The organism is Mycobacterium europaeum (assembly GCF_034555895.2).
GTDB classification, from domain to species: Bacteria; Actinomycetota; Actinomycetes; order Mycobacteriales; family Mycobacteriaceae; genus Mycobacterium; species Mycobacterium europaeum.
Genome location: NZ_CP157315.1, coordinates 814,719 through 827,718, shown reverse-complemented (window position 1 = coordinate 827,718; position 13,000 = coordinate 814,719). Strand labels below are relative to the sequence as shown.

At 67.0% G+C, this 13,000-nt stretch carries 13 protein-coding genes and 1 tRNA gene; 1 reads left to right on the top strand and 13 read right to left on the bottom strand.

Features of this window, described 5'->3' with window-relative positions:
* Positions 1-15: 15 nt before the first annotated feature.
* From thrC to argS, 4 genes are read right to left on the bottom strand one after another with little or no spacing between them, the layout of a single operon-like run.
* Positions 16-1,098: a threonine synthase gene (gene thrC / locus U8D42_RS04030; protein ID WP_322859143.1), complete on the bottom strand. Its 1,083-nt coding sequence runs from the start codon at positions 1,096-1,098 to the stop codon at positions 16-18.
* The gene (locus U8D42_RS04025; RefSeq protein ID WP_322859144.1) at positions 1,095-2,420 is read right to left on the bottom strand and encodes a homoserine dehydrogenase; all 1,326 of its coding nucleotides are present in this window, start codon (positions 2,418-2,420) and stop codon (positions 1,095-1,097) included. The genes thrC and U8D42_RS04025 overlap by 4 nt, the downstream gene beginning before the upstream one ends.
* Positions 2,421-2,423: 3 nt before the next feature.
* A complete protein-coding gene (lysA, locus tag U8D42_RS04020) occupies positions 2,424-3,842 on the bottom strand; it encodes a diaminopimelate decarboxylase (protein WP_085242757.1) in 1,419 nt (472 codons plus the stop codon).
* Positions 3,839-5,491, bottom strand: coding sequence for an arginine--tRNA ligase (argS, locus tag U8D42_RS04015; RefSeq protein ID WP_322859145.1), 1,653 nt, complete (start codon positions 5,489-5,491; stop codon positions 3,839-3,841). Before argS ends, lysA begins: the two co-directional genes overlap by 4 nt.
* 115 nt (positions 5,492-5,606) lie before the next feature.
* On the opposite strand from argS, the gene U8D42_RS04010 reads away from it, so the two are divergent.
* A tRNA-Arg gene (locus tag U8D42_RS04010) sits at positions 5,607-5,679 on the top strand.
* 447 nt (positions 5,680-6,126) lie between these two features.
* Here U8D42_RS04010 and U8D42_RS04005 read toward each other — a convergent pair.
* From U8D42_RS04005 to U8D42_RS03965, 9 genes are all read right to left on the bottom strand, one after another.
* Complete coding sequence (locus U8D42_RS04005) at positions 6,127-7,263, bottom strand: hypothetical protein (RefSeq protein WP_322859146.1); 1,137 nt, start codon at positions 7,261-7,263, stop codon at positions 6,127-6,129.
* A gap of 399 nt (positions 7,264-7,662) precedes the next feature.
* Positions 7,663-8,100, bottom strand: a complete 438-nt coding sequence (locus tag U8D42_RS04000) for a hypothetical protein (RefSeq protein ID WP_322859147.1) — start codon at positions 8,098-8,100, stop codon at positions 7,663-7,665.
* Positions 8,097-8,381 carry a hypothetical protein gene (locus U8D42_RS03995; protein ID WP_322859148.1) on the bottom strand — a complete coding sequence of 95 codons (285 nt, stop codon included), beginning with the start codon at positions 8,379-8,381 and terminating at the stop codon, positions 8,097-8,099. The genes U8D42_RS04000 and U8D42_RS03995 overlap by 4 nt, the downstream gene beginning before the upstream one ends.
* Positions 8,382-8,386: 5 nt before the next feature.
* Positions 8,387-8,635 carry a DUF6907 domain-containing protein gene (locus tag U8D42_RS03990; RefSeq protein WP_322859149.1) on the bottom strand — a complete coding sequence of 83 codons (249 nt, stop codon included), beginning with the start codon at positions 8,633-8,635 and terminating at the stop codon, positions 8,387-8,389.
* Entirely contained in the window at positions 8,632-10,761 is a 2,130-nt protein-coding gene (locus tag U8D42_RS03985) for a DUF3854 domain-containing protein (protein ID WP_322859150.1), read from the bottom strand. The genes U8D42_RS03990 and U8D42_RS03985 overlap by 4 nt, the downstream gene beginning before the upstream one ends.
* Entirely contained in the window at positions 10,754-11,044 is a 291-nt protein-coding gene (locus tag U8D42_RS03980; protein WP_322859151.1) for a hypothetical protein, read from the bottom strand. The genes U8D42_RS03985 and U8D42_RS03980 overlap by 8 nt, the downstream gene beginning before the upstream one ends.
* Positions 11,041-11,250 (bottom strand): helix-turn-helix domain-containing protein, encoded by a 210-nt coding sequence (locus U8D42_RS03975; RefSeq protein WP_322859152.1) that lies wholly within the window; start codon positions 11,248-11,250, stop codon positions 11,041-11,043. The genes U8D42_RS03980 and U8D42_RS03975 overlap by 4 nt, the downstream gene beginning before the upstream one ends.
* A gap of 95 nt (positions 11,251-11,345) precedes the next feature.
* On the bottom strand, positions 11,346-11,753 hold the full coding sequence (locus U8D42_RS03970; RefSeq protein ID WP_322859153.1) for a hypothetical protein: 408 nt from the start codon (positions 11,751-11,753) through the stop codon (positions 11,346-11,348).
* Positions 11,754-12,851, bottom strand: coding sequence for a tyrosine-type recombinase/integrase (locus U8D42_RS03965; RefSeq protein ID WP_322859154.1), 1,098 nt, complete (start codon positions 12,849-12,851; stop codon positions 11,754-11,756).
* Between the last annotated feature and the right edge of the window lie 149 nt (positions 12,852-13,000).

Below are 13,000 nucleotides of genomic sequence, written 5' to 3'. Positions count from 1 at the left end.
CGACAAACCACCATCTCAGGCCAGGCCCAGCTTTTCGACGACGAGCACCGGATCGACCGGCAGCGGCGACACCGTCGGCATGTCCCTCAGCGCGGTGTCGGGATCCTTGAGGCCATTGCCGGTGACCGTGCACACCACGGTCGAGCCGCGCGCCACCCAACCGTCGTCAACCGCCTTGAGCAGACCCGCGATGCTGGCCGCGGACGCGGGCTCGACGAAGACGCCCTCGCTCTCGGCCACCAGGTGGTAGGCGGCGAGGATCTCCTCGTCGGTGGCGGCCAGGAAGCGCCCGTTGGACTGCTGCTGCGCATTGACCGCGGCCGCCCACGATGCCGGAGCACCGATCCGGATGGCGGTCGCGATCGTCTCGGGGTGCCGGACCGGGGCGCCGTGCACCAGTGGCGCCGCGCCGGCCGCCTGGGTGCCGAGCATGCGGGGCAGCTTGTCGATGACGCCGTCGTGGTGATATTCGGTGTAGCCCTTCCAGTACGCGGTGATGTTGCCCGCGTTGCCCACCGGCAGGGCGTGCACGTCCGGCGCGGCACCCAGCGCGTCGACGATCTCGAAGGCCGCCGTTTTCTGGCCCTCGATGCGCACCGGGTTGACCGAGTTGACCAACGCGATCGTCGGGAAGTCGGCGGCCATCTTGCGCGCGAGTTCCAAACAGTCGTCGAAGTTGCCGTCGATCTGAATGATCTTGGCGCCGTGCATGACCGCCTGCGCCAGCTTGCCCATCGCGATCTTGCCCTGCGGAATGAGCACCGCGCAGGTGATGCCGGCGCGGGCGGCGTACGCGGCCGCCGACGCCGACGTGTTACCGGTCGACGCGCACAGCACGGCCTGCTGGCCACGCGCCAGCGCGTCGGTGACCGCCATGGTCATGCCCCGGTCCTTGAACGAGCCGGTCGGGTTGAGACCCTCGACCTTGAGGTGCACCGTGCAGCCGGTCCGCTCGGAAAGGCGCGTGGCCGCGATCAGCGGGGTGCCGCCCTCGAGGAGGGTGACCGGGGTCCAGTTGTCGCCCACCGGCAGCCGATCGCGGTAGGCCGCGATCAATCCCGGCCACGGTTGGTGCACGGCGGTACGCGGAACGCTCATCGGCCGGTCTCTTCCAGCCGCAGCACACTGGTGACGCCCTGCACGACATCGAGATCCGCCAGCGCGTCGACGGTTTCCGACAGTGCGGCATCGGTGGCGCTGTGGGTGACCACCACGACGCGGGCCCCCACCCGTCGCCCGCCTTCGTCGACCACACCCTCCTGGCGGACCTCGGCGATGCTCACCTCGCGCTTGGCGAATTCGGCCGCCACCGTGGACAACACGCCGGGCTTGTCGGCGACGTTCATGCTGACGTAGTAGCGGGTCGTGATGAAACCCATTGGGGCGATGGGAAGCTGGGCGTACTTCGATTCCTTCGGCCCGCGGCTGCCCAGTACCCGGTTGCGGGCGGCCATCACCAAGTCACCGGTGACCGCCGACGCGGTGGGCGCGCCGCCGGCGCCCTGACCGTAGAACATGAGCCGGCCGGCCGCCTTGGCCTCCACCACGACCGCGTTGAAGGCCCCATTGACCGTGGCCAACGGGTGCGACAGCGGCACCAGCGCCGGGTAGACGCGGGCCGACACCCGCTCCTGCCCGTCGTCACCGGTGATGCGCTCGCAGATGGACAGCAGCTTGATGGTGCAACCCAGGGACCGCGCGGAGGCGAAGTCGGCCGGCGTGATCTTGGAGATGCCCTCGCGGTAGACGTCGTCGGCGGTCACCCGGGTGTGAAAGGCGATTGATGCCAGGATCGCGGCCTTGGCCGCGGCGTCGTAGCCCTCGACGTCGGCCGTGGGATCGGCCTCGGCGTAACCCAGCGCGCTCGCCTCGGCCAGGGCGGTCTGGTAGTCGGCGCCGGTGCTGTCCATCGCGGACAGGATGTAATTGGTGGTGCCGTTGACGATGCCGGCGACCCGCAGCACCGTGTCACCCGCCAGCGACTGCGTGAGCGGACGGATGACCGGGATGGCGCCCGCGACCGCGGCCTCGAAATACAGGTCGACGTGGGCGTTTTCGGCGGCCTGCGCCAATTCCCCGGTGGAGGTGGCCAACAGCGCCTTGTTCGCGGTGACGACGGACTTGCCGTGCTCGAGCGCGCACAGGATCGCCTTGCGGGCCGGTTCCACCGGACCCATCAATTCCAGGACGATGTCGACGTCTTCGCGGGAGACGAGTTCTTCGATGTTGTCGGTGAGCAACTCGATCGGGACGCCGCGGTCGGCGGCCACCCGCCGCACTCCGATGCCGCGCAACACCAAGGGGGCACCGATACGCGCCGCGAGGTCGTCGGCGCTGTCCTCGATGATGCGGACAACTTCGCTTCCGACGTTGCCGAACCCGAGTACCGCTACGCCGACAGGCTTTTCGTCACGGGGCACAGTTCACCTCACTTCCAGACTCAGTAGGTCGTCCACCGTCTCGCGGCGCAGGATCAGACGCGAGCGCCCCGCACGCACCGCCACCACGGCCGGCCGGCCGACCATGTTGTAGCGGCTGGACAGCGAATAGCAGTACGCGCCGGTCGCGGCGACCCCGAGCAGGTCACCAGGGCGCAGGTCGTCGGGCACCCACGCGTCGCGCACCACGATGTCCCCGCTCTCGCAGTGCTTTCCGACGACCCGGGCCAGGGTCGCCGGCGCGTCGCTGGCCCGCGAGAGCAGCCGGGCGTCGTACTGGGCGTCGTAGAGCGCGGTGCGGATGTTGTCGCTCATGCCGCCGTCGACGCTGACATAACGGCGCTGGGCCGTGCTGCTCACGTCCACGTCCTTGACGGTGCCCACCTCGTACAGCGTGATGGTGCCCGGCCCGGCGATGGCACGCCCCGGCTCCACCACCAGTCTCGGGGTGGGCAGGCCCACGGCCGCGGACTCGTTGGCGACGATCGCCGTCAGCTTGGCCGCCAACTCGGCCACCGGCGGCGGGTCGTCCGTGCCCAGGTACGAAATGCCCAGTCCGCCACCGAGATCCACGGTCGAAATCTGACCGGTCTTGTCCACGCCGAACTCGTCGACGATGTGGTGCAGCAACCCGATGACGCGGTGCGCGGCGACCTCGAAGCCGTCGACATCGAAGATCTGCGAGCCGATGTGGCTGTGCAGCCCCACCAGTCGCAGGTGATCGCTGGCGAACACCCGGCGCACCGCGGCCATCGCCGCGCCGCTGGCCACCGACAGCCCGAACTTCTGGTCCTCGTGTGCGGTGGAGATGAACTCGTGCGTGTGCGCCTCGACCCCGACCGTGAGGCGGACGTAGACGTCCTGGACGACGCCCGCCTCCCCCGCGATCGCATCGAGGCGCTCGATCTCGGTCATCGAGTCCAACACGACATGCCCGACGCCGGCTTTGACCGCCGTGGTCAGCTCTGCGACCGATTTGTTGTTGCCGTGGAAGGTGATTCGCTCCGGCGGAAAGTCGGCGTGCAGCGCGACGGCGAGTTCGCCCCCGGTGGACACGTCGAGCGAGAGGCCTTCTTCTTCGACCCAGCGGGCGATCTCGCTGCACAGGAATGCCTTGGCCGCGTAGCACACGTTGCGTCCACCGCCGAACGCCGTGGCGAGTTCGCGGCAGCGGGAACGGAAATCGTCCTCGTCGACGACGAACAGTGGGGTGCCGTACTCCTGGGCGAGCTGTGTGACCGGTATCCCGGCCAGGCTCACCACGCCGGTATCGTCGCGAACGATGTTGCGCGGCCACACGTTCGGGGCAAGCCGCAGCAACTCGTCGGGGGATTGCGGTCGCGGCGCGCTGTCGGGATGCCGGGTCTCTTCGGCGTGCCGGGGACCGGCGGGGTGTACGTTCACATTCGCTCCGGAGCGGTGACACCGAGTATCGCCAGTCCGTTGGCGATGACCTGCCGGGTGGCCTGGCACAGCGCCAAGCGCGCGGCGTGCAGGTCGGTGGCCTGCTCGTCGCCCTGGGGCAGTACCCGGCACGAGTCGTAGAACCGGTGGTAGTCGCCTGCGAGGTCTTCCAGGTAGCGGCATACCCGGTGCGGTTCCCGCAGTGCGGCAGCCGTTTCGAGCACGCGGGGGAATTCCCCGATGCTGCGCAGCAGCGTCCCCTCCTTGTCGTGGCTGAGCAGCTCGAGGTGCCCGGTGTCGGGGATCAGCCCGAGTTCGGCGGCGTTGCGGGCCAGTGCCGACAGCCGGGCATGCGCGTATTGCACGTAGTAGACCGGGTTCTCATTGGACGCCGAGGACCACAGCGCGAGGTCGATGTCGATCGGGGTGTCGACCGACGACCGGATCAGGCTGTAGCGCGCCGCGTCGACGCCGATCGCCTCGACCAGGTCGTCGAGCGTGATCACGGTTCCGGCCCGCTTGCTCATCCGCACGGGTGCGCCGTCGCGGACCAGGTTGACCATCTGGCCGATGAGCACCTCGACGGTCGCCGGGTCGTCGCCGAAGGCGGCCGCCACGGCCTTGAGCCGCGCGATGTATCCGTGGTGGTCGGCGCCGAGCATGTAGATGCACAGGTCGAAACCGCGCTGCCGCTTGTCCAGGTAGTACGCGATGTCACCGGCGATGTAGGCGGGCTTGCCGTCGCTCTTGATCACGACGCGGTCCTTGTCGTCGCCAAAAGCACTGGTGCGCAACCAGCTTGCGCCGTCCTTCTCGTAGATGTTGCCGGACTCGCGCAGCCGGGCGATGGCCTGCTCGACCAGGCCGCCGGTGTGCATCGAGTCTTCGTGGGTGTAGACGTCGAAGTCGGTGCCGAAATCGTGCAACGACTCCTTGATGTGGGCGAACATCAGGTCGACACCGATTTCGCGGAACGTCTCGCGCATCTCGGGGTTGGGCAGGCCGAGCGCGTCGGGCGCCTTCTGCAGCACCTGCATGGCGATGTCGTTGATGTAGGCGCCGGCGTAGCCGTCGGCGGGCGCCGGCTCCCCCTTGGCGGCGGCGATCAGGGAGCTGGTGAAGCGGTCGATCTGGGCGCCATGGTCGTTGAAGTAGTACTCGCGCACTACGTCGGCGCCCTGGGTGGTCAGCAGCCGGCCGAGCGCGTCACCGACGGCGGCCCAACGGGTGCCGCCGATGTGGATGGGCCCGGTCGGGTTGGCCGAGACGAACTCGAGGTTGATCTTCTGGCGGGCCAGCACATCGGAGTGGCCGAAGGCGTCGCCGGCGCCGATGACCGCGTTGACGATCTTGGCCTGCGCGGAGGCCTCGAGGCGCAGGTTGATGAAGCCGGGACCGGCCACCTCCGCCGACGCGACGCCGTCGGCCCGCGACAGCGCCTCGGCCAGCCAACCCGCCAACTCCCGGGGATTGGCGCCGACCTTCTTGCCCAGCTGCAGCGCCAGATTGCTGGCGTAGTCGCCATGCTCGGGATTGCGAGGGCGCTCCACGGTGACGGTCGCGGGCAACGCGGCAGCGTCCAGCCCGCGCTCGGCCAGCACCGCGGACGCGGTGGTCTTGAGCAGCTCGGCGAGGTCAGCGGGCGTCACGAGCGTCCATCCTATTGGCTGAGGTGCCCGCACCCCGAATCCGTTGCGGTCGCAAAGCGGCTACCAACATGCGCTAGTCTGGCTGGGCCCAATGGCGCAACGCCCAAGCCGTAGCGCCCCCGTAGCTCAGGGGATAGAGCGTCTGCCTCCGGAGCAGAAGGCCGCAGGTTCGAATCCTGCCGGGGGCACCCATTGACCAGCATGAATGTATCGTCGTGCGAGATTCGTGCAACTTATGCGCGAATCGAGGCAGACTGCGGGTCACCCCCCAGCCGACCATTTCAGTCCGCCACGTCTGAGTCAGTGCAACACTAAGCCGCGTGGAACAGGTACTCGCCGCCCTCGCGCTCACCGCCGGACTGTTCGCCCCGGCTCCCACCCCGCCGCTCGCGCCTTCAAATTCAAATTGCTATCCCCTCACTAACAGCGGCCACTGTTACGAACCCGGGGAATTCTGTCGCAGCCGCGACCACGGAGCTTCCGGCATCGCCGGTGACGGCGAGCCAATCGCCTGCAATAACAACGATGGCTGGCGCTGGGAGCCGACCTCCTAAGTCGCGGCAACCACCCGCCGCCACCCCCCGGGGCAGCCGCGAAAACCCCGGGGCGGCAGACGGTCCCGCTACTTCAATCGGTCAGCCCGCGGTGCCGCCGATGGAGATGGCCGAACCCACCAAACTGCAACCCAAGCCGAAGAACATCCAGGACCCCAGGCGCTGCCCAGCCGTACTGGCATCGATGACCGTCGCCGACGACAGCGAGGTCGCATACGCGCGGAACGATTGCGGGTGAAAGACGGTCAACACGTCGGCCGTTGCCGCGCCGGAGACGTAGACCTTCGCACCGCCGTAGGCGGCGGCGAACGACTCGGTGTCAGGCCCTGAAGTTGGCGTGAAGGTGGCGTTGCCGACCAGCGTGGACAGGGCGGCGGCCGTGCCGACGATCCACAACGAGGTCACGTCGGCGGCGGCCTCATCGGCCACTTGCAGCAGCGCCTCATCAATCGTGTTGCCGGCATCGGCTGCGGCTTCGATAGCCGCCACCGTCGCATAGTCCACATGCCTGCTGACGATCCTGCTGTGGGCGGCGGTGATTTCCGCGATCGACGTGCTCAGCAGCCCCTCGGAGCTGATGTCGGACCAGGCGTGGGCCCGACCCAAGGTCACTTCCGACGGATTCACCGCATCGAACTCCGCGCCCGCGACATTCTCGGTTTTCAGCGCGGCACCATCGGGCAGCGTGAACGACGGGGTCACCGCCGTGTACCCGGTCGCCGGGGTCGTCGTCGGAATCCCCGACGCGCGCCACAGCGTTCGCGGGGCCAGCAACCCCGACGCCAAATACTCTCTGCGGGAACCGAAATCGGTGGTCAACAACGCGGCGCGTTCCTCAACCACGGTGATGGTCTGCCCGCGCCGGCGGGCCTCCTCCAACATGTCGATGTGCTCGCCGCTGACCGCCAACGGGGACAACTGCCGACCCCGGGCGCGGGCGTCAATCGCCGCGCCGATCTCCGCAGAACGCTGGCTGTACTCCTGCTCCTGGCGCGACTTGTCGGCCCGCTGACGAATCTCATCGGCCGCCTTCAGCGCCTCCAACTCCTCCTTGTCGTCATCGTTGAGCTGTTTCTCGCGCATGGTGAGGCTGCGCTGGTCGTACTCCGCGCGCAGCCCCCGCGATTCGATACGGGCAAACGCATTACGAATCCGGTCGCAAAATTCGCTTTCGGGCAGCTCGGCAAGAACCTGGGGATCAAGTCGCTGCTTGGACATGTGAATTACCGCCTATCGGTTGTGTGTGTGGTTGGGCCGGTGGTGTCCCGCCCCCGGTAGCGCGGTCACAGCCCGGGCCTGGGAAGGAAACCGAAAAACCCGGCGGGCGAACCTGCGCAGCAGGGGACGAAACACCACTTGGCGGGCGCAAAACCGGCAACGGCCGGGCCAACCCGAAGGCGGTCCCGCAACGGCGGCAACCGCGAATTCACCGCAACGGCGGTGCATCCAGAATAAGCCCAATTCGGCCTGACCTGCACTGATCCGACCGGAATCCAGCCGAATCGACCGGAAATTTGCTGAATTCCATCGCGCCTTATTTACATTTTTCCGCTGTGTGTGTATCGCGTTTTGAGCGAAGGTCAGAACAATGGTCAATACAAAAAAGAACCCCGCTGGTCAAACGCATGCCGGCGGCGGCGGCCTTGATTGCTCCGACTGCGCCTTATTAGACACGGCGGTGCCGAAGAAATCTTCGATGGCTCGCGGGGTTTGCTGCGGTTGGGGTGGTTTGCGGGCGTTATTGCAGTGCTGGTGCGAGCAACCCCAGTAGAGGCCCAGCCGGTGGGCGTCGGGAGTGTCGGCGTGGTCGAGTGCCCAGCGTTGGCCGGGCTTGATGTACTCGTGGCAGCGGACGCAGCGGACGCCGCCCGTGGCGACGAGTGGCGCCCAGCGTGCGCGTTCGCGTTGGTGGGCGTTGCCGTACCCCCTCGCCGTCGTGCTGTTCGCGCTGAAGTTGGTGCGGGGGCGGCCGCGTTTGGGCTTCTCGGCCCACCAGGGTCGGGGTGGTTCGCTGGGTTGGCGGCGCAGGTTGGCGGCGCGGCGGATGCGTTTCACGGCGTGTCCCCCGCGTCGTCGTCGGTGTCGTCGGTGGGCTGGTCGTCGTCGTTGAGTGAGGCTTCGGCGATGGCTGCGTCGACCGCTTCCTGCGCGTTCTTGTATTTGGCGTACTGGTTGAGCGCGGTCATGAGTGAGGGCAGGAACTGGTCGAGGGCGTAATCGATGGGGAGGGTGACGATGCGGGTGGTGTCGTCGGGTCCGGCGCCGGGTCGGGTGATGGCGAGGGCGATGCCGGCCGGGGTGGCCCACACGGTGAGCGGGGAAATCTGCGTGGCCATGATGGTTACTCCTTGGTGGTGGGTTGGGTTTCTGCGAGGTCGTGGGCGGCGTCGGCTGCGGCCGTGAGTTGTTCGGCCAGGGCGATGGCGTTGTCGGGGGTCAGATACCAAGACAGGGCGGGGCCGTAGATGGTGGCGGCGACGAGGGCGACCACCGGCGGCGTGGTGCCGCTGTAGCTGGTGATGCACGCGGTCAGGGTTTCGCCGGGACCGTCGAGGACGGGAACGGCGGGACCGTGGGCGAACCCGGTCATGTTCGTCCGCTTTCGTTCGTTGAACAGCCAACACGGTGTCCCTGAGTGGCGGTGTGGAACCCACACTGCGGGCAGCGGCCGGGGCCGGCGGGCACGACGATTCCGGGTGCCTGACCGTTACCAGAAATGTGAGTAGATACGTCAGGAGGCTCTGCCTTTTCCCCGTTTGTCTGCTCCATTTCGTCACCCTTCTCAAGGGGAGTGGGGGTATGTAGTAACAAATCTGGTAACGCTTCGGGGTTGATGGCGTCCGGCGAGATGCCGGGGTTGAGCGAATACCACCAGCCGGTCCCGCGGTCGGTTTCAACCTCGGCGAGGTCGAGCAACCCGAGAATGTGCAGCGCCTGCAATTGGCGGTCGACGGTGGCGCGGGGCTTGTTGAGTCGCCGACGCACATCGGTGGCTGTCGAGTTCGGATGAGCCGCGATGTCGTCAATGATGGCCAGGCGCAGCGGCGGCATAGAGTCGCGCGCGCACCGGATGGCCAGACGTAGTGCCTCGCCGCGGTCGATGCCGATAGCGACGGCGCCGCGAACGATTTGGGTGAGCTGTTTGGCGAACCGGGTGGGCATTTCGGGGGCGTGGGCGTCGATGACGTCGCCGCGGTAGTCGTATTCGACGCCGGTGCGGGCCAAGGTGACGAGGTCTGCCGCGGCAAGCAGCGCGTCGGTTTCGGCGTCGGTGATGGTGATGGGTTCGCGGTTCATGCCGGCGATTACACCGGCTACCGCCGTGGCGAGGTCGGCGCGCATCCTTTTCTCCGAGCCGGTGTTTTTGATCGCTTTGCGTCCAGCGGCGTGACGGCCATCCCCGGCTGAGTCGATACGCACCAGCGCGAACCTGTCACCCATTGTGGCGATAACAGCGTGGGCGGTATCCCATGCGGTGGTGACGGCGCCAACCACGGTGATGCGGCCGGTCCAGCCGATGGTGTGGCCACCGTCAGTCCCGACTTCGCGAACCCAGCGGCCGTCGTAGATTTCCCGCAGCGCCGAGAGCACTTTCCCGCGCATATTGCGGTCCATCGACAGGATGGACGTGACGTCCTTGATGACGAGCAGGCCGCGGTCACCCATTTTCCGCAGCAGGCCGCCGGTGGCGTCTTTGGTGCGCTCCCGGGCCGGCGTCGCTGACAGCAAGGCGGCTTCAGACGCGATAGAACTGGTGATGGTGGCACCGACGCCGTCGAGTCCTTGCACGGTTTCGGTTTTGGCGGCGCCGGGACCGGAAATGAGCAGCAGCCATACCGGGTCGCTGCCGTCGTTGAATTTCTCGGCCGCCGCGACGGTCAGCATGATGTCGAGCGCGTCGGTGTCGTAATCGTCGCCGAGCCAACGCGTGAACGTGGCGTGCGCGTCGGCAAGCGTGATCGGCTGGACAGCTTCCGATTTCGGCTTGGCCTCCTGCCGGTCACCGGCGGTCTCGTCGCGGTTTTGGGTGACCGGCGGCTGGGTGGGTTTGACGAGCCGCCACAACTCATCCACGGTGTGCTCGGTCAGGTAATCATCAAGGCCGGTCTTCTGGTCCGTGTCGGGCAACCACAGGTATTCGATACGGGCACCCTTGGTCGCCAGATATCCGGCAAGTCCACGGGCGGCTTTCTGGACGGGTTCCTTGCGGGCGATGTCGCCGTCAAACGCGACGATGACACGGCGGCCGTTGAGCGCGCAGTCATGCCATTCCGGCAGCGCCATCTTGCCGCCGGCGCTGTTGCTGTGCAGCCAATTCCACACACCGGACAGTGCGGCGATGCACAAGCCATGCTGCGCACCGCAATCGGCCTTCTTCACACCTTCGGTGATGAACAACGGCACGTCGGGGTCACTCAGCTTGTCCGCGACGCCGGGCGGGATATCCAAGCCGTTGCGCTGCTGCCACGGCGTTTCGTACTTGATCGGCTTGTGGTCACGCAGCCGCGGGGTGTCGGGCCGATACTGGTAACCCCACGTCGAGCCGTCACTGCGCAGCATGGGCACCAACAACCCCGGTACGTTGCGTCCGGCCGGGGTGATGTTCAAGTCGGCTAGGCGGCGCTTCTCGGTAATGGTTTCGTAGCCGCGCGCGAAGGCGAATTCTTCGGAGATGCCGGACGCGGCAAGCATTTTCAGGTGTTCGTCGCTAATCATCGGCGGCCAACTCGTACTGGTCGGCGAGCACTTCGATGATGTGCCAGGTTTCGACCGGCAGGCGCCGGCCAGCTACCCGCAACGCGTCGGCGGCGCCAGCGGCGAAACCAGCGCGCCATCCGCACGCGTACATGCCGAGCCGTGGTCGCCGAGCGTTAGAATGCACGCGGTGCTGCGGCCTGGTGTCGGCTTCGGTGTCGTGTGGTGTCGGAACCACTTTTCCGGTGGCCGGGTCCGTGGTGAGCGGGCCCGGTCCCCTGTCGGGGCCCCTTGTCGCGGTCATGCGGCGCCACCGCCGACGGGTGCTAGGACGCGATTAAGTTCGGCGACATCAACTTTCAGGAGGCGGGGGCCGACGCGGACAGCGTTGAGGCGGCCGTCTGCGATCCAGCGGCGCACCGTCCGGTAGGAGACGTCGCAGTAGTCAGCAGCCTGTTGCAGGCCGATCAGTTCACTGCGGTTGGCGAATTTGTTGCTTTTGCCGGGCACGGGAGACAGACCTTTCAAGGGTCTGCGGCTCACCTACCGACGATGAAAATGGCGAGCTTCCTGGTCCCAGCCAGCAGCGCGTTCCCGATGTTACCTCACATGTCCGCTTCCGACATGACATGTCGTCCACGGCGGTTGACTACATCAGTCGCGGAGACCCGCCAGCGGCGGTGCCGGCACGGCACAATCTGCGGCGGCCCCTGCTCGGCCATCCGCTCAAAGGTCGACAGCCACACCACGCCTACGTCACCACGGCGCGCACCCGACCACGGCTTGCGCTCAGTGTCGGCCGGATCGGTGGCGCCGTAGGTGACTTGGCGCACCAGGACGCACGGCGGCTCGGTGTTCATCACCTCAATAAGCGGCTCCTCTTTGCAGCACGGCGCAAAGATGGCCAAGCGGCGCACCCGCATCCAGTTCGGACGCCCATCGACCGCGGCGTCAGCCCGGTCTAACCGCTCAAGCTCTGCAAGCACGGGTAAGTGTTGCTCCGCTTCGTTCATTTACTTCTCCCCTATCGCAAGTTTCGATAGCCGCCGCGCTATCTCAGCGTCGCGGCCCTCAGCAACATGTTGATAGCGCAGCGCCATCTGCGGCGTGGTGTGCCCCAACCTGTGCATGAGTTCGGCTGTGGTGGCGCCGGATTGAGCCGCCAAGACGGCACCGACGTGGCGCAGATCGTGCACCCGCAAGTTCGGTTTGCCGACCGCCGCGCGGGCCTTCTCCCAATGGGCGCGGTAGCGGTCGCCGCGCAGATGCGTGCCGTCGTCGTCGCCGAACAGCAGCGAATCACCAGCCCGGCCAACATGATTGCGCAAGTGCGCTTTGAGCGTTGAACGAATATGGGGTGGTATCGCCACGTCGCGCACCCCGGCGAGGGTTTTGGGTTCTCCGGGGTGGAACTGGCCGCTGCGGTAGGTGACGGCGCGGCGGATGTGCAGTACGCCGCAGTCGGCGCTGACGTCCTTGCGGCGAAGCTCCGACGTCTCCCCCCACCGCAACCCGCACCACGCGGCCAACAGCACGCTGGCGCGCAGATTGGGCGGCATTTTCGACGCCAGCCGGTTGACTTCGGTCGGCGTCAGGATGTCGACGTCGCGGCGCCGTGTGGTCTGCATGGCCGCGCGGATTCGGCACGGGTTGGCGTCGAGCACTTCGTCTTGCACGGCGGTCGCGCAGATCGCGTGCAGCAGGGCGTAGGCGTGCGCGTTGCGGGTCGGGTGGTCATTGCCGAGGCCGGCGTGCCATTCCCGGACCCGGGCAGGGGTCAGCGTGACGATCTTGGCGGCGCCCAGCTCGGGCAGGATCAACCGTTCCAGCATGGACTCGTAGTGCTGGCGGGTGCGCGGCCGCAGGGTGCGCTGCTCGATCCACTTGTCGGCGTAGGCGCGTAGCGTGATGCCGTCGGAGCGTTCGACCGCACCCCACGTCCCCAGGTCGATCTTGCGGCGCTCGGCGGCCAGCCAGCCTTCGGCGTCTGACTCAGTGGCGTAGGTGCGCGGGGCTTTGTGCACCTTGGTGTCGGGGCCGACGTAGGCGGCTTGCCAGCGCCCCGACGGCAGTTGCCGCAGGCGGCCGAACCCGCGTCTTTTTCTCGCCACTTTGGCTCCATTCGTGTGCAAGGTTCGTGCAACACGAATGTACGCCTATGTCCGACAGTGTTACATACTGCCGGACGGGGTGAAGCAGGAAAACAGCAGGTAGATGCGGTGAAATTGCACTTAGAAACGTCGCTAGCGCCGATCAATCA